Source organism: Actinomadura sp. K4S16 (assembly GCF_008327685.1).
In the GTDB taxonomy this organism is placed as follows: domain Bacteria; phylum Actinomycetota; class Actinomycetes; order Streptosporangiales; family Streptosporangiaceae; genus Spirillospora.
Genome location: NZ_BDDE01000027.1, coordinates 104,336 through 119,525, shown reverse-complemented (window position 1 = coordinate 119,525; position 15,190 = coordinate 104,336). Strand labels below are relative to the sequence as shown.

The 15,190-nt window shown below is 73.8% G+C and carries 13 protein-coding genes and 1 pseudogene; 3 read left to right on the top strand and 11 right to left on the bottom strand.

Annotated elements, in window-relative coordinates:
- Positions 1 to 38 precede the first annotated feature (38 nt).
- From K4S16_RS39200 to K4S16_RS39190, 3 genes and pseudogenes are all read right to left on the bottom strand, one after another.
- Complete coding sequence (locus tag K4S16_RS39200; protein WP_235037375.1) at positions 39 to 752, bottom strand: cupin domain-containing protein; 714 nt, start codon at positions 750 to 752, stop codon at positions 39 to 41.
- Between the two features lie 9 nt (positions 753 to 761).
- Positions 762 to 1,424, bottom strand: a pseudogene (locus K4S16_RS39195) (NADP-dependent oxidoreductase); the annotation flags it as partial.
- Between the two features lie 230 nt (positions 1,425 to 1,654).
- Positions 1,655 to 2,239, bottom strand: a complete 585-nt coding sequence (locus tag K4S16_RS39190; RefSeq protein WP_149264155.1) for a Uma2 family endonuclease — start codon at positions 2,237 to 2,239, stop codon at positions 1,655 to 1,657.
- A 206-nt stretch (positions 2,240 to 2,445) separates the two neighbouring features.
- On the opposite strand from K4S16_RS39190, the gene K4S16_RS39185 reads away from it, so the two are divergent.
- Both K4S16_RS39185 and K4S16_RS39180 read left to right on the top strand, forming a co-directional pair.
- Positions 2,446 to 3,009, top strand: a complete 564-nt coding sequence (locus K4S16_RS39185; RefSeq protein WP_149264154.1) for a DUF1707 domain-containing protein — start codon at positions 2,446 to 2,448, stop codon at positions 3,007 to 3,009.
- 112 nt (positions 3,010 to 3,121) lie between these two features.
- Entirely contained in the window at positions 3,122 to 5,719 is a 2,598-nt protein-coding gene (locus K4S16_RS39180) for a sialidase family protein (protein ID WP_149264153.1), read from the top strand.
- 270 nt (positions 5,720 to 5,989) lie between these two features.
- Here K4S16_RS39180 and K4S16_RS39175 read toward each other — a convergent pair whose 3' ends face one another.
- From K4S16_RS39175 to K4S16_RS39160, 4 genes are all read right to left on the bottom strand, one after another.
- Positions 5,990 to 6,175 carry a hypothetical protein gene (locus K4S16_RS39175; RefSeq protein ID WP_149264152.1) on the bottom strand — a complete coding sequence of 62 codons (186 nt, stop codon included), beginning with the start codon at positions 6,173 to 6,175 and terminating at the stop codon, positions 5,990 to 5,992.
- Positions 6,176 to 6,304: 129 nt separating this feature from the next.
- The gene (locus K4S16_RS39170) at positions 6,305 to 8,161 is read right to left on the bottom strand and encodes an endonuclease/exonuclease/phosphatase (RefSeq protein WP_235037374.1); all 1,857 of its coding nucleotides are present in this window, start codon (positions 8,159 to 8,161) and stop codon (positions 6,305 to 6,307) included.
- 238 nt (positions 8,162 to 8,399) lie between these two features.
- On the bottom strand, positions 8,400 to 9,488 hold the full coding sequence (locus tag K4S16_RS39165; RefSeq protein ID WP_149264151.1) for a Zn-dependent alcohol dehydrogenase: 1,089 nt from the start codon (positions 9,486 to 9,488) through the stop codon (positions 8,400 to 8,402).
- Positions 9,489 to 9,562: 74 nt separating this feature from the next.
- Positions 9,563 to 9,754 (bottom strand): ferredoxin, encoded by a 192-nt coding sequence (locus tag K4S16_RS39160; protein ID WP_149264150.1) that lies wholly within the window; start codon positions 9,752 to 9,754, stop codon positions 9,563 to 9,565.
- Between the two features lie 238 nt (positions 9,755 to 9,992).
- Between K4S16_RS39160 and K4S16_RS39155 the strand changes: the two genes are divergently transcribed.
- Positions 9,993 to 10,664, top strand: coding sequence for a class I SAM-dependent methyltransferase (locus K4S16_RS39155; RefSeq protein ID WP_149264216.1), 672 nt, complete (start codon positions 9,993 to 9,995; stop codon positions 10,662 to 10,664).
- A gap of 39 nt (positions 10,665 to 10,703) precedes the next feature.
- Here the strand turns inward: K4S16_RS39155 and K4S16_RS39150 are convergent, their stop codons facing one another.
- The 4 genes from K4S16_RS39150 to K4S16_RS39135 are packed head-to-tail and all read right to left on the bottom strand — an operon-like array spanning position 10,704 to position 15,161.
- Entirely contained in the window at positions 10,704 to 11,819 is a 1,116-nt protein-coding gene (locus K4S16_RS39150) for a prenyltransferase (protein ID WP_149264149.1), read from the bottom strand.
- Positions 11,809 to 12,570: a class I SAM-dependent methyltransferase gene (locus K4S16_RS39145; protein ID WP_200842383.1), complete on the bottom strand. Its 762-nt coding sequence runs from the start codon at positions 12,568 to 12,570 to the stop codon at positions 11,809 to 11,811. Before K4S16_RS39145 ends, K4S16_RS39150 begins: the two co-directional genes overlap by 11 nt.
- A gap of 43 nt (positions 12,571 to 12,613) precedes the next feature.
- Positions 12,614 to 13,897 carry a glycosyltransferase family 4 protein gene (locus K4S16_RS39140; protein ID WP_149264147.1) on the bottom strand — a complete coding sequence of 428 codons (1,284 nt, stop codon included), beginning with the start codon at positions 13,895 to 13,897 and terminating at the stop codon, positions 12,614 to 12,616.
- Between the two features lie 28 nt (positions 13,898 to 13,925).
- Complete coding sequence (locus tag K4S16_RS39135) at positions 13,926 to 15,161, bottom strand: cytochrome P450 (protein ID WP_149264146.1); 1,236 nt, start codon at positions 15,159 to 15,161, stop codon at positions 13,926 to 13,928.
- Between the last annotated feature and the right edge of the window lie 29 nt (positions 15,162 to 15,190).

Sequence of the window (15,190 nt, the reverse complement as noted above, 5' to 3'; positions counted from 1 at the left end):
GCCAGCGATCGCCCGCGTTTTTCGACGATGGAGGGCCTTCAAGGCCCGAAGGAGGAGAAAGACGCCGTGAAGTCCGCGAAATCGAAGCCCGGGGAGACTACACAGCTGACCAGGACCTCCTGGTCGGCCGCCGGGCGGGCGGCCTGCCAGACGCCGGGCGGGACGACTGCCTGCGGCACCTGCCCGCCCGCCACGTCCGCGCCGAGCGCGATCGGTTCGGGCGTCTCCTCGGGGCGGTCGCCGTCCCCGCCGAGGAGCAGGGTCAGCGGGCCGCCGCTGTGCCACAGCCACAGCTCGGCGGACCGGACGGTGTGCCAGATCGACTCCTCGCCGGGCGGCAGCAGGAAGTAGATGGCGGTGGCGGAGGCCCGCTCGCCCGGGTAGCCGTCCGGCGTGAACGCCGCGTCCGAGCGCCACGTCTCGCGGTACCAGCCGCCCTCGGGATGCGGCAGCAGGTCGAGCGCCTCGGCGGTGGCCGGGCGGTCCAGGGCGGCGACGTGCCGGCCGGCGGGGTCGCGCCGCAGGTAGCGGACGCGGGACGCGGTCGTGCGGTCGATCACGCCGCGGGCCGGCACCGCGCCGGGCGCGGGGTCCAGCGTGACGGCGACGAGTTGGCCGCCGGTGAACACGTCGTCGGCGACCGCCAGCAGCCCGGGTTCGTCGTTCGGCGCCCAGACGGCCCCCGCCTCTCGCAGGACGAAGCGGGGACCGGGCTGGGCGCGCCAGCCGTCGAGCGTCGTGAGGAGCAGCACGCTCCGAGCCTAGACGGTCAGAACGATCTTTCCTGTGACCCGGCCGGTCTCGCCGCGCTCGTGCGCCTTCGCCGCCTCCTCCAGCGGGAACACCGAGTCGATCTCGGCGCGCAGCCTCCCGGCCTCGGCGAGCGCGGCGATCTGCGCCAGCGCGTGGTGGTCGGGCTCCACGAGCAGGGTCTCCGAGCGGACGCCGCTGGTGTCCATGTCGTCGAGATTGCTGAGCACCACCGACACCAGCGTCCCGCCCGGCCGCAGCACCCGCAGCGAGCGCGGCCCGTAGTCGCCGCCGATGGTGTCGAGGACGACGTCCACGTCCTTGACGACGTCCGCGAAGTCGACGCCGCGGTAGTCGACCGGCTCGTCCACGCCGATGCCGCGCAGGAAGGCGTGCTTGCCCTCGCTCGCCGTGCCGATCACGTAGGCGCCGCGCGCCTTGGCGATCTGCACGGCCAGATGCCCGACCCCGCCCGCCGCCGCATGGATCAGCACCCGGTGGCCCTCCCGCACGTCGGCGGTGTCGACCAGCGCCTGCCACGCGGTCAGCGCGGCCAACGGCAGGGCCCCCGCCTGCACGTGGTCGATGGCGGACGGCTTGGCGACGAACGTCCGGGACGGCGCCGCGACGTACTCGGCATGGGAACCGGCCCCGAACGGGTAGCGGAGCACCCCGGGGTCCTCGGCGAACGCGGGGCCCTTATCGCAGACGCAGCAACCATCGCCGCATCCACGCAACAACCTCAAGGGTTGCGATCGCGTCCGAAGGCAGATTCGAGCGAAGCGAGAATCTGATCGCGCAGTGAGCCGCCAGGCGAGCCGGAGCGATGCCAGCGATCGCCCGCGTTTTTCGACGATGGAGGGCCTTCAAGGCCCGAAGGAGGAGAAAGACGCTATAAACACAGCTAGTCCATTTCGGAGAGGCGCGCGGGATCGAAGGCGATGGGGTAGGGGCGGTCCAGGGCGATGGTCTCCCCGGAGCGCGCCTTGCCGGCCATCTCGTAGCGGCCGTCCCGCAGTTCCAGCAGGGTGACGGCGGGCCGCGGCTCCAGGTCGACGAGCCAGTAGTGCGGGATTCCGGTCGCGGCGTACTCGTCCACCTTGCGGACGCGGTCGATCTGCTCGTTGACCGTGCGCGGCGTGACGACCTCGGCGACGAGGAGGAGGTCGGGGCCGTAGTAGGTGCGGGTCCGGCGTTCGAGCGCCGCGCGGGCCACGTCGCGCGCGACGACGAACACGTCCGGCTTGCGGACGCCCGCCGGGGTCGTGACGTCCTGCGGGGCGCCGGCGACGTGCACGTCGGCGTCCGCCTGCCGCGCCGCCTCCTTCAGGACGGTCTTGAGCTGTTCGGCCGCGTGGTCGTGCCATAGGTCGCCGGGCAGCTCGTTGAGCCAGCCGTCGGCGAGCTCGTACCGGCGGCCCTCCTCGGGCAGCGCGTCGAGGTCGTACAGCGTGTACGGACCGTGCGCGCGGCCGAGCGTCCCGCCCATGGATCGTCCCCCCTCACCTCGATGAACGGGCTGATCCGAATCTACTGGACGGGCGTCCGTAAAGGTCGCAGCCATGATCGCGCGTCGGGATGCGGTCGAATGTCTCGAAAGCCGAGCGGCGGCGAGTTACGATACATCGCGTCTTGACCCTCCACCCGCTGGAGGGCGCAGGCTGCGGAGGCGGAACGCCCCGAAGGAGAGATGCGATGAGCGTCGAGCAAGACCGGGCTGCGCCCGCCGTGCGCGCCTCGGACCGCGACCGCGACGAGATGCTCGTCCGGCTCCACACGGCCTTCGCCGAGGGTCGGCTGAGCGAGTCGGAGCTGGACGAGCGCAGCGACCTGGCCCTCGCCGCCCGCACCCACGACGACCTGAACGCGCTGGCCGCCGACCTGCCGTCCGGGCGGAGCGCCCGGGAAGAGGCCGGGAACGCGCCCGCGGGCCGGTTCCAGGTCGCCTACAAGGGCTCGGTCACCCGGGCCGGGCGGTGGCGGCTGCCCGAGCGGTTCACGACCGTCGTCTACAAGGGGACGGGCCTGCTGGACCTCCGCGACGCCGACCTGGACGGGGAGGTCACGACCCTGTGGGTGCTCGCCTACAAGTCCACCGTGCAGATCGTGGTGCCGCCGGGCGTCCGCGTGGAGGCCGACGGTCTGGGCGTGTCCGCGGAGGTCCGCGGCGACCCGGGAGCCGGGGCGCCGGTCCTGCGCGTCCGGGGCTATGCCTACAAGGGGGCGATCGAAGCGAAAGATCGGATATCTCGGGCGTGAGGTGATAGAACGCTCCCGCGGCCCCCATCGGCCGCCGTTCACGTGATGTCAGTACAAGGGCACCCGTGGCGCGATTTGATGGTGACTCGACTGGGACCGTGAAGGAGCGCGTGTGGCGGCGAGGACCCCGGAGCAGCACGAGGCCCGGCGGACGGCCGAGGAGGGCCCGGCGGACTCACGCCACGTGCGGCGGCGCCTCACCTTCGGCGTCGCGGGCGACCTCGCCGACATGCCCGCCACGCTGTCGCCCTGGCAGCGCGCCTACGAGGCGTGGCGGGCGGCCGGGCTGGAGTGGGGCCACGGCGCCCCGCCCCGGAGCGTCGAGCAGCGCCCCGCGAGCCGCGACGCCGTCCGCGCCGATCCCGAACGCAGCGGCGCCGCCGCCCCTGAGACGCCTTCGGCGAAGGCACCCGCCCGGTCGAAGCCAGGCGTGGCGGTGGCCGCGAGCGCCCCGCCCGCGCCCCCGGAACCGAAGGCCACGCAGCCGAATCCCTCGCAGGTCCCCGCGCGACCGAAGCCCCCGCAGCCGAACGCGGTCCGGCCGCGCCCGGTGAAGCCAGATCCGCACGATGTCCTGGTGGCCGGTCCGCCGCGGCCCCTGCCCCGCCCGGTGATGAGGTCGGGGCCGACGCGGCGGCTGCGCGCGCGTGCGGCGGTCGCGGCCGGGCTCGCCGTGGTCGCCGGCGGTGTCATCTTCGCCGTGTCCCGGGGCGACGACGGGCCGGACGGGACGGGCGTCCCCGCGCCGATCGCGGCGGGCGAGCTCTTCGCCTCCGATCCGGCGGCCACGAGCGACGGCCTCGTCCAGGACCTCACGACCATCGCCTCGGCGGGCGCGACCGTCGTCGCGGCGGGCACCGAGGGCGACGGCGTCCCGGGCCGCGAACAGACCCGCTTCCTCGTCTCCGCCGACGCGGGGCACGCCTGGTCGCTCGCCCGGCTGCGCACCGCGGACGGCTCCGCCGTCCCTCCCGGCGACACCCCGCGCCTCGTCGACGGCGGCGCCGGCCGCTGGGCGGCGCTCGGCCGGACGTCCGCGGGCGGCGTCGTGGCATGGACGAGCGAGGACGCCGCGACCTGGACGCGCCGCCCGCCCGCCGCGGGCTTCACGCCGTCCGACCAGGTGAACGATCTGGCGCGCACCGGCCAGGGCTTCCTCGCCGTGGGCGCGTCCGGCGGCCGCGCGGTCGCCTGGAGCTCGGCGGACGGGCGGGCGTGGCAGCGCGTCGACGCCGCGGGGATCACCGCCTTCGACCGCGTGGCGGCGTCCGGCAACGTGGTCGTCGCCCACGGCACGTATGGCAAGAGGGTCATCCAGAAGCGCGGCAAGAGGAAGGTCACGCGGACCGTGCGCGCCGACGGCCTCTGGCGGTCCACCGACGGCGGCCGGACGTGGACGCTCGCCGGCGTCCCGCAGGCGCAGGGCTCGTACGGACCGACGAAGGGCCTGGCGGTCGGGCCCGGCGGGTTCGCGACCGTCCGCGAGGGCAGGCAGACCACCGGCCGCAAGAAGCACCGCAGGACCAAGCGCTTCGGCGTCCTGTTCACCTCGGCGGACGGCGCCCGGTGGCAGGCCGTGAGCCGGTTCGGCGGCACGGGCGTCGACCGCTTCGACGGCACGCCCTCCGGCCTCGCCGTCATCGTCGAGGGCGCGAAGGGCGCGCACACCGTCCTGCGCAGCACCGACGGCCGCACCTGGCAGCCGGGCGGCACCGTCCCGGCGCCGGTGCGCGGCAGCGGGCTGACGGTCGCGAACGGGAAGGTCGCCGTCTCCGGGCGCCAGGGCGACGACGGCTACCTGCTCGGCGTGGACCTCCGCACCGTCCCGGGCGCCGTCCACCCGGAGCGCTCGGTCAGGTCGCTCGCCGCGGCGCCGGGCCTCTCCGTCGCGGTGGGCAGCACCAACGGCAACGCGGCGATCTGGACGGCCCCGGACGGCCGCGCGTGGAAGCGCGCCGGGTTCCCCGCCACGGCCGGCGGGCTGTCGGACGCCGTCCACGGCGGGCGCGGCTGGCTGGCGGTCGGCCGCGTGGCGGGCGCGTCCTCCGGCCCTCTCGCGATGACCTCGCAGGACGGGCTCACCTGGCAGAAGCCCGAGTTCCCGGCGGGCCCGCCGCCCGTCGCCGCCGCCGCCGGCCCGGCCGGCTACGTCGCGGTCGGGACCGGCGCGGCCTGGCGCTCGGCCGATCTACGCGCCTGGACCCGCGCGGGCCTGGACGGCGCCGCGTCCGACGTGGCCGCGACGAGCAGGGCCTACGTCGCGGTCGGCGGCCGCGGCAAGGAGCCCGCGGCGTGGACGTCGCCGGACGGCCTCAAGTGGACGGCCGCCAAGCTCCCGCCCGGCCTCGCCGTGCCTCTCACCCATGTCGCCGCCAAGGGCGACACCCTGGTCGCGATCGCCGGCGACGCCGCCGCGCTGGTGTCCACCGACGCGGGCGCGACCTGGACGCGGCGCGATCTGGGAGCGGGCCTGGCCGCCACCGCCATCGCGGCGACTCCCGCCGGCTTCGTCGCGGCGGCCTCCGCGAAGGACGACGCGGTGGTCCTGGCGTCCCGCGACGGAACGGGATGGCGGCGCCTCGCCGTGCCCGGGCTCGCCGGACCCGGCGACCAGCGCCTCACCGCCCTGACCGCCATGGGGTCCACGGTCCTGGCCACCGGAACCGAGACCGACTCCCCGATCCTCTGGCGCGCCCCCGCACCCGGGTGAGGCCGGGGGCGTCCTTCGGGATCCGCGGGCAGGGCCGGGCGACGGTCAGCCGTTGCAGCCGCAGGAGCAGCCCTTCGCGCACGAGCATCCGCTGCCGTGTCCGCAACTACAGTCTTTTTTCGTCATGAGCGGAAAGTAACGTTCGCCGCACTGTGCGGTCTATGACCGGAGCGGCGACGTGCACCTGTCGCGCGGGAGACGGCCCGCTCTTCAGGACACGGGCCGCCCCGCGGCGGGGGTGCGGGGCGGCCCGTGCCCGGTTCCGGGGGATCAGAACTCGATGTGGAAGTCCACGCCGAGCAGTACGAGGACCCACAGGAAGATCGCCAGCAGCGCGCTGATGATCTTCGCGACCAGGCCCTCGTTGATGTAGCCGCGGTCCCAGGCGATGAACACGCCGATGACCAGGTAGATGAGGCCGAACAGACCGATGTGCGGCCGATATCGGGTCGCCATGGAAGGCGTCTCCTCCCGGTGGGGGGTTGTGCCGATCGGTCGCTGCCCCACCGGCCGGGAAGAAAACCTCGGAGGCGTTCCGGACGTTACCGTTCCGTACTTTTTGGCAGCCCCCAAAATCGGGGAGCGTTATCTTCCGGCCAGCGCGATGCGGACGACCGTGGGGTCGCGGTCGCCGGCGCGGTCGGCGAACTCCGCGTTGCGGTGCACCACGTCGTACTCGTGCCGGCTCCCGCGCAGCGCCCGGCTCAGCAGGATGTGGTCGAGGTCCTCGGCGTTGCCGCCGGTGATCGCCGTGTAGCGGTCGCCCGTGGGCAGTTCCGCGGGCAGGTCGGCGAGCCCCGCGCCCGCGGCGAGGGTGCGGACCGGCGCGGACGTCCCGCGGTCGCCGAGGTCGCCCGCCACGATCACGCTGGCGCGCGCGTCCACCCTCCGGACGGAGTTCACGAAGCCCGCGACCACGCGGGCCTGCGCGTCCCGGCGCCACTGGGTGGGCTGGGCGGGCGGCTGGCGGCGGCCGAACAGCGGCTGGTCGTCGCCGGTGCGGGGGAACCACTGGTTGGCGACGACGATGATGCGGCGGCCCCGCCAGGTCAGCTCCCCGGCGATCGGCTTGCGGGTGCCGGCCCACGCGGCGTCGCCCGGCGCGATCCGCCCGGGGCTCAGCGTGAGCCCGGCCGTGCCGCCGCGCGGGACGGCCCTGACCGGGGTGACGGCCGGGTCGGGCCGCGCGGGCGGGTCGTCCGGGACGGGCTCCGACAGCGACGGCCGGTCGACGAACGCGAGCCCGCGGTCGGTGCGGAACAGGAACCCCACCCGCTCGTTGGCGCCCTTGCGGCCGTCGGCGTTGTCGCGCGGGTCGACCGACCGCCAGTCGTAGGCGGGGCCGCCCGCCGCGCTGATCGCCGTGATCAGCTGCGCGACGCTCTGGTCGTCGGCGACGGTGCCGTCGTCGTCCGCGCCGCTGTTGTCGCCGAGGCCGCTCACCGCGACGAGGTCGGGGGAGCGCAGGCCGTCCACGATGTCGCGCGCCGCGGCGTCGAACCGCGCGGCCGGGGCGTCGGGGCTCAGCCCGTCGAGCCCGACGGTGGCGACCGCGAGCTCGCCGGGGCGCTGCGCCCGGGTCGACTCGCGGGCGAGCCCGCCCGGGGCGCGCTGCGGCGTCGCGGTGAGGAGCAGCTTGTAGTCGCCGTAGGAGTAGTCGAGGACGCCGCGGTTCGCGCCGGGCAGCCGGTCGCCGACGTCCATGCCGGGGAGTGCGGCGAGCGCGTCGTCGAGGATGACCCGCTCGGGGTTGGCGTCGCCGTCGCGCAGGAGGACGCCGCCGCGGGCCGTCCGCGGCCCGGCGCCCGCGCCGCGCGAGGGCAGCACGGGCAGCTCGCCGTAGCGGGACGGACCGGCCGCGACGGCGTCGCGCAGTTCGATCCGCATGCCTTCGAGGGCCTCGTAGAAGTCGAGGGCGTCGCGGCGCGGGTCGAACGCGCCGCCGCGTTCCACGTCCCCGACTCCGCGGTCGATGACGCCCGGCGCCCTGCGTCCGCCCGGGCCGAGCGGGGTGGCGGGCGGCAGCGGCGTCCCGTGCGCGTCGACCTTGGCGGCGGTCGCGTCGATCTCGGTCCGGGTGAGCCCGCCCGAGGAGCCGCCGTCCGGCCGGAACTCGCTGACCCTGCCGTCCACCCGGACCGCGTCGCCGACCGCCGCCTCCGGCCGGGTGCGGGTGAAGACGAAGACGCCCTCGGACGTCGCCGGGCTCCTGTCGGGGCGCGGGTCCTGCATCCAGAAGCCGTTGGTGGTCACCGCCGTCACGACGCCCGGCACCCCGGCGACCGCCGAGCCCTTCAGGGGGGAGAGGTGCGCGGCGCCCTGGATGTCATGGATCCGGACGGCCCGCGGCGCCGCCTGTGCCGCGGCGACCGGGACGAGCGGGCCCAAGAGCCCCATCGCGATCGCCGCCGTGGCCGGGAGCCTCAGCAGACCGTGCACCACCCGCGCTCCATGACGACTCGCCGCCCGACCCGAACAGACAAGGATGATACGCGCCTCGAACAGACCCCCGCCCCGACCCCGCAACAACCTCAACGGCCGCGATCGCGTCCGAAGGCAGATTCGAGCGAAGCGAGAATCTGATCGCGCAGCGAGCCGTAAGGCGAGTCGGAGCGATGCCAGCGATCGCCCGCTTTTGTCGACGATGGAGGGCCGCCAGGCCCGAAGGAGGAGACAAGAGCTAGTCGAACACCACGACCTGGCGGATCACTTCGCCGTTGGTCAGGGCGCGGACGGCGTCGTTCAGGTCCTCGAAGCCGATCCGGCGGCTGATGAGGCCGTCGATGTCGAGTTTCCCGGCGCGCCACAGGTCGACGAACAGCGGGATGTCGCGCTTGAGGTCGCAGCCGCCGTACAGGGACGCCTTCAGGCTCTTGCCGTCGAACAGCAGCGCGAACGCGGTCTGGCTCCAGTTGTCGTCGAAGGCGCCGGCGCCCACCACGATGACGTCGCCGCCGCGCCGGGTCGCGTTCCACGCCGTGGTGATCGCCGCGGACTTGCCGACGACCTCGAAGGTGTAGTCGAAGCCCGCGCCGCCGGTGAGCAGGCCCTTGGCCTCCTCCAGGCCGTCCAGCGTCGCGGTGTGCGTCGCGCCGAACTGCTTGGCGATGGAGTGCTTGGCCTCGTTCGGGTCGATCGCGAGGATGGTGGACGCGCCCGCGATCCTGGCGCCCTGGATGACCGAGAGCCCGACGCCGCCCGCGCCGACCACCGCGACCTTGGAGCCCGGCGCCACCTTCGCCGTGTTGATCACCGCGCCGACGCCGGTGGGGATGCCGCAGCCGAGCAGGGCCGCGTACTCGAACGGGATGTCCTCCGCGATCTTGACCACGCCGCGCCGGGGCAGCACGATCTCCTCCGCCCAGGTGCCGGTGCCCGCCATGCCGAACGCGGGGCTGCCGTCACCGAGCTTGAACCCCGGCTCGGAGAAGGACTGCGCGAGGTAGGTCATGCACAGGTACGGCTCGCCGCGCAGGCACTCGGCGCACTCCCCGCAGTCGGGGGTCCAGTTGACGACGACGTGGTCGCCGGGCTGGACGCCGGTCACCCGGTCGCCCACCTCCGCCACGACCCCGGCGCCCTCGTGTCCGATGACCGTCGGCAGCGCCGAGGGCAGCACGCCCGTCATGGTGGACAGGTCGGAGTGGCAGACCCCGGTCGCCTTGATCCTGACCTTCACCTGGTCGGGGCCCGGATCGATCGTCGAGACGTCGTCGCGCAGGTCGAGTTCCTTGTCGCCGACCGCATGCAGTACCGCGGCGCGTGCCATGGCTGCCTCCACTGTGCCTGAGCTGTTACCGGGGGTCTGGGGTGGGTGAACGGGGGGGGCGGGCAGCCGTCCGGCTACTCCTCCAGCGTCAGCGCGGCCTTCGGGCACGACCGCACCGCGTGCCGCACGCGGTCCTGCTCCTCGGCCGGGACGTCCGGCTGCAGGATCTGCAGCTCGTCGTCGTCGTTGAGGTCGAACACCTCGGGGGCGAGCCCGACGCACACGGCGTTCGCCTCGCACACCAGCGGGTCGACTCGTACTCTCATCGTCTGCTCCGTTCGAGAGGACACACCCGTCAACCTACCGAATATCGTTCGGAAACGGGTGGTTCACCTCGAAAGTAGAACACGTTCCAGCTCGGTCCGGCAAGACTCGGGGTGAGACTCGGGTCTCATCCCGGCGATGTCGGATATGGTGCCCCGACGGAGGAGATCGATGACCCACACCAAGGCGTCCACCGGACCGGGGACGACCAGCGACGACGCACCGCCGGCGGGAACGCCGATGCCCGCCGAGCTGCTGCGCGCCGCGCGCGGCGCCAAGGGCTTCATGCCGGACGGTGAGGGCCTCGCCCTGTACGAGACGGGCCTGGAGTACGGCGCCCGCCTGGCCGCGACCGGGCCGATGCTGGAGGTCGGCACCTACTGCGGCAAGTCCGCCGTGTACCTGGGGACGGCCGCCAGGCTGGCAGGCACCGTCCTGGTCACCGTCGACCACCACCACGGCTCGGAGGAGAACCAGGCGGGCTGGGAGCACCACGACCCGTCCCTGGTCGACCCGAGCACCGGCCGGATGGACACCCTGCCCAAGTTCCGCAAGACGATCCTCGCGGCCGGGCTGGAAAACGAGGTCGTCGCCGTCGTCGGGCAGTCCCGTACCGTCTCGGCGTTCTGGCGGACGCCGCTGGCGCTGCTGTTCATCGACGGCGGCCACGCCGAGGAGCACGCGCGGGGCGACTACGAGGGCTGGGCTCCGCACGTCGCCGTCGGCGGGGCCCTCGTGATCCACGACGTCTTCCCCGACCCCGCGGACGGGGGTCAGGCCCCCTACCGCCTCTACCAGCGGGCGCTGGCGAGCGGCGCCTTCGAGGAGCGCCGTGCGGAAGGCTCGCTGCGCGTCCTGGAACGCGTCAGCGACGCCGACCCGCTCACCCCCGCCCACAACGAACCCGCCTGAGCCCGGACCGCCTGGCCCGTGCCCCGTCCGGGGAGCGGGTCAGGCGCGGTTGGCGGCCGCGACGAGCGCGCAGCCGCACGCCAGCGGGTCGGACGCCTCGGACGGCCCGAGCGGCCGTCCCGCGATCTCCTTGAACAGCCGGGCGCCGGGGGAGGCGTCCGCCAGCGCGTCCGCCGCCAGGACCACCGCCGCCGCCGTGTAGGTGGAGCGGTCCCCGGGGAAGTGGCGCTCGTTCTCGAACTGCCAGCCCGTCCAGTACGAGCCGTCCTCGTGCCGGAGGTGCTGGATGGTGGCGAACAGCTCCAGCGCGCGGTCGCGGTCGCCCGCGGCGTCCAGCGCCAGCACCAGCTCGCAGCTCTCCGCCGCGGTCACCCACGGCTGGTCCGACACGCAGCGGCAGCCGAGGCCCGGCACCACGAACGTGTCCCAGCCCTCGGCGAAGCGGCGCGCCGCGTCCGCGCCCCGGACGGGCCCGCCGAGCACCGGGTAGTACCAGTCCATCGACCAGCGGCTCTTGTCGGCGAACGCCTCCGGATGCGCGGCCACCACGTGCCCGAGCTGGTCGGCGGCCAGTTCCCAGTCCGGCTGGTGCTCGCCGAGCCGCTCGGCCAGCGCGACCGCGCAGCGCAGCGACTGGTAGATGGACGAGCAGCCGGTCAGCAGGGCGTGGTCGGACGGCTCGCCGTCCTCGTGCCGGATCCAGATGATCTCGCCGCGCCCGGTCTGCAGCCCGAGCGTGAAGTCGATCGCCCGCCGGACCGCCGGCCACATGTGCCGCGCGAAGTCCTCGTCCCCGGTGGTCAGCAGCTCGTGCCAGACGCCCACCGCGACGTAGGCGGCGTGGTTGGACTCGCCGCCCGGCTCGGTGACCTCGCCCAGCACCCACTTCGCGGGCCACGACCCGTCCGGGCGCTGGACGCCGCGCAGCCACTCGTAGGCCCGCCGGGCCTCCGCGCCGAGCCCGGCGACCGACAGCGCCATCGCGGCCTCGACGTGGTTCCAGGCGTCCACGTGCCCGGGGACGCCGTGCGTCGGCGAGAACCACGGGATCGCGCCGGACGGCTCCTGCTGGGCCGCGATGCTCCGCGCGGTGGCGACGACGTCGTCCGCCGTCAGGACTCCGGGGACCGAGGGCGGCGCGGTCTCAGACCGCATCCGCCGTCTCCTTGGCCGGGGCCGCCGGCGCGTCCGGCGCCGCGGGCTTGGCGAAGTAGACGACGACGCTCTTGCCGATCAGCGGGTTCATCACGCGCTCGGCCAGCCGGGTCGCGAGCGGCCGCTTCATGATGTCCCAGACGAGGATCTGGTGGTAGGCCTTGGCGAGCGGGTTGCCGTCGTTGTCCACCCCCACCGCGCACTTGATCCACCAGTACGGGGCGTGCAGCCCGTGCGCGTGGTGGTGGCCGCCGACCCGGAAGCCGACCGACTTCAGCTTGGCCTCCAGCTCGGCGCGGGTGTAGATCCGCACGTGCCCGCCGGGGGCGGTGTGGTAGTCCTCCGAGAGGGCCCAGCAGACGCGCTCGGGCAGCCAGCTCGGCACCGTCACCGCCAGCCTGCCGCCCGGCTTGAGGACGCGCAGCAGCTCCCGCATCGCCCGCATGTCGTCGGGGATGTGCTCCAGCACCTCGGACGCGATGATCGCGTCGAAGTGGTCGTCGGGGAACGGCAGGTCCAGCGCGTCGCCCTGCACGGTCTCGGCGGTCGCGTCCTCGGGCACCTGGCCTTCGAGGCGCATCGCCCCGAACATCTTGTCGACGCCGGACAGCTCCCCGGCGTCCTGGTCGAAGGCCACGACGTGCGCACCCCGCCGGTACAGCTCGAAGGCGTGCCGTCCGGCGCCGCATCCCATGTCGAGGACGCGGTCTCCGGGGGAGATGCGGAACCGCTGGAAATCCACGGTCAGCAGGGTCGTGCTCCTTCCGTACAGGGACGCGTCTGCGGACGCTCCCTCACTTGCCCTTGCGCGCGGCTAGACGCCGGTAGTTCTGCTGGGTGATGGCGGCGCGGTAGTGCTCCACGGTGGCCTGCGCCACGGCGGGCCAGGCGAACCGCTCCTGGACGCGCGCGAGGCCGGCGGCTCCCACCCGCGCACGCTCCTCGGCGGAGTCGTGCAGGCGGTGCAGGGTCGCGGCCAGTTCCTCCACGTCGCCCGGGGCGACCAGGACGCCGGCGTCGCCGACGACCTCGGGCAGCGCGCCGGCGCGGCTCGCCACCAGCGGCGTCCCGGACGCCATGTGCTCCACGGCCGGGAGGGAGAACCCCTCGTAGCGCGAGGGCACGACGGCGATCTCCGCGGACGCCAGCAGCTCGCCCAGCTCGTCGTCGCTGATGCCGCTGACGAACCGGACCCGCTCGCCGAGCGCCAGCTCGCGCACGAGCCGCTCGGTCGGGCCGTCCTTCTGCGGCCGGCTGACCACGATCACGTGGACGTCCCGCTCGGTGGCGACCTTGGCGACCGCGCGCAGCAGCACGTCCACGCCCTTGATCGGCGCGTCGGCGCTGGCCATCGCGACGATCCGGCCGGGGACGCGCTCGCCGCGCGGGTGGAAGATCCGGGTGTCGACGCCGAGCGGCAGGATCTCGATGTCGCGCGGGTCGACCTTGAAGTCCTTGACGATGTCGACCTTGGACGACTCCGACACCGTCAGCACGGGCCCGATCCGCCGCGACACCTGCGACTGCATCCCGACGAACCCGTACCAGCGGCGCTTGCCGAGCTTCTGCTTGAGGCCGCGGGCGGCCTCGATGTCGATCCGCCGGTCGACGCTGATCGGGTGGTGGATGCTCGTCACCAGCGGCAGCCCGAGCCGGGCGATGCCGAGGTTGCCGAGGCCGAGCACCTGGTTGTCGTGCACGACGTCGAAGTCGCGGCGGCGCCCGCGCAGCAGCCGCAGGGCGCGCAGGCTGAACGTCAGCGGCTCGGGGAAGCCGCCGGTCTTCATGTGCGCGAACTCCAGGACGTCCAGCCAGTCGCGGAACTCGCCGAGGGCAGGGGTGCGGAAGGGGTCCTCGTCCCGGTACAGGTCAAGGCTCGGCAGCTTGGTGAGGGTGATCTCCTCGCGGTCGAGCTCCGGATACGGCTGGCCGGAGATGACCTCCACCTCGTGCCCGAGATCGACCAGCTCCCTGCTCAGGTGCCGGAGGTAGACGCCCTGCCCGCCGCAGTGCGGCTTGCTGCGGTACGAGAGCAGGGCCACCCGCAACGGACCGCCCGCCTCGCCTGCCTCACCCACGCCATCCCCTGCCCACGCACCACTCCCGTCAGTCGAGGGACGCCGGACGCACCCGTACCGGCATCTCCTTTACCCCATTGATGAAACTAGACCTTAGCCTGCGAACGTTACCGCTGAGTTCAATATTGGGCATGGCGTCCAAGAGTGTTTCGAAGAGCACACTCAGCTCAAGCCGGGCGAGATGGGACCCCAGGCAGAAGTGCGGGCCCCCGCCGCCGAAGCCGATGTGCGGGTTCGGGTCCCGTCCCACGTCGAAGCGGTACGGGTCGGCGAACACGGCCTCGTCACGGTTGGCGGAGGAGTAGAACACCACGACCTTGTCGCCCTCGGCGATCTTCCGGCCGCGGATCTCGGTGTCCCGGGCGGCCGTCCGCCGGAACAGGTTGACCGGGGTGACCCAGCGGACGATCTCGTCCACCGCCGTCCGGACGAGGGACGGGTCGGCCTTCAGCCGCTCCCACTCGAGCGGATGCTCCAGCAGCGCGTGCATGCCGCCGGAGGCCGCGTTCCGGGTCGTCTCGTTCCCGGCGACCGACAGCAGCAGCACGAACAGCTCGAACTCGTCCCCGGTCAGCACCTCCCCGCCGGCGTCCGGCTGGAGCAGCCGGGTGACGATGTCCTCGCGCGGGTTCTCCTTCCGCGCCGCCGCCAGCTCGTTGGCGTAGGCGTACAGCTCGGTCGCCGCCTCCTGGCCCTCCTCCGGCGTCCGCTGGAACTCCGGGTCGTCCCCGCCGATCAGCGTGTTCGACCAGTGGAAGATCTTCTCCCGGTCCTCGGGCGGCGCCCCGAGCAGCTCGCAGATCACGTAGAGCGGCAGCGGCGCCGCCAGGTCGCGGACGAAGTCGGCCTCCTCCCCGCGCTCGGCGGTCTCGGCCACGAGCAGCCGGCAGATGTCGCGGATGTGCTGCTCCAGCGCCCCGATCGCGCGCGGGGTGAAGCCCCGGTTGACGATGCTCCGCTTGCGCGTGTGCTCCGGCGGGTCCTGGTTGAGCATCATCATCCGCTGCAGGACGAGGTGCTCCTCCGGGGGCTCGTCGAACAGCGCGAGCCGCCGCCAGGACGAGAAGAGCTCCGGATGCCGCGACACGTGCACGACGTCCTCGTGCCGGGTGATCGCCCAGAACGGGGGGTAGCCCCGCTCCGGGTCGCCGTGGTGGCGGAACACCGGCTCGTGCTCGCGCAGCCAGGCCAGCTGCCCGTGCGGGACGCCGCTGTGCTCGTACGCGCCGGGGTCGACCAGTTCGATGTCGGGGGTGGTGGTCATCGCCTCGAACCTCCTCGTCCGGAGTGATG

What these genes read in the sequence shown, in the direction of transcription:
- K4S16_RS39190 (WP_149264155.1), bottom strand. Translation starts at nt 2,239, where the DNA reads ATGGGCGGGACGCTCGGCCGCGCGCACGGTCCGTACACGCTGTACGAC.
- K4S16_RS39185 (WP_149264154.1), top strand. Translation starts at nt 2,446, where the DNA reads ATGAGCGTCGAGCAAGACCGGGCTGCGCCCGCCGTGCGCGCCTCGGAC.
- K4S16_RS39175 (WP_149264152.1), bottom strand. Translation starts at nt 6,175, where the DNA reads ATGGCGACCCGATATCGGCCGCACATCGGTCTGTTCGGCCTCATCTAC.
- K4S16_RS39165 (WP_149264151.1), bottom strand. Translation starts at nt 9,488, where the DNA reads ATGGCACGCGCCGCGGTACTGCATGCGGTCGGCGACAAGGAACTCGAC.
- K4S16_RS39160 (WP_149264150.1), bottom strand. Translation starts at nt 9,754, where the DNA reads ATGAGAGTACGAGTCGACCCGCTGGTGTGCGAGGCGAACGCCGTGTGC.
- K4S16_RS39155 (WP_149264216.1), top strand. Translation starts at nt 9,993, where the DNA reads ATGCCCGCCGAGCTGCTGCGCGCCGCGCGCGGCGCCAAGGGCTTCATG.
- K4S16_RS39150 (WP_149264149.1), bottom strand. Translation starts at nt 11,819, where the DNA reads ATGCGGTCTGAGACCGCGCCGCCCTCGGTCCCCGGAGTCCTGACGGCG.
- K4S16_RS39135 (WP_149264146.1), bottom strand. Translation starts at nt 15,161, where the DNA reads ATGACCACCACCCCCGACATCGAACTGGTCGACCCCGGCGCGTACGAG.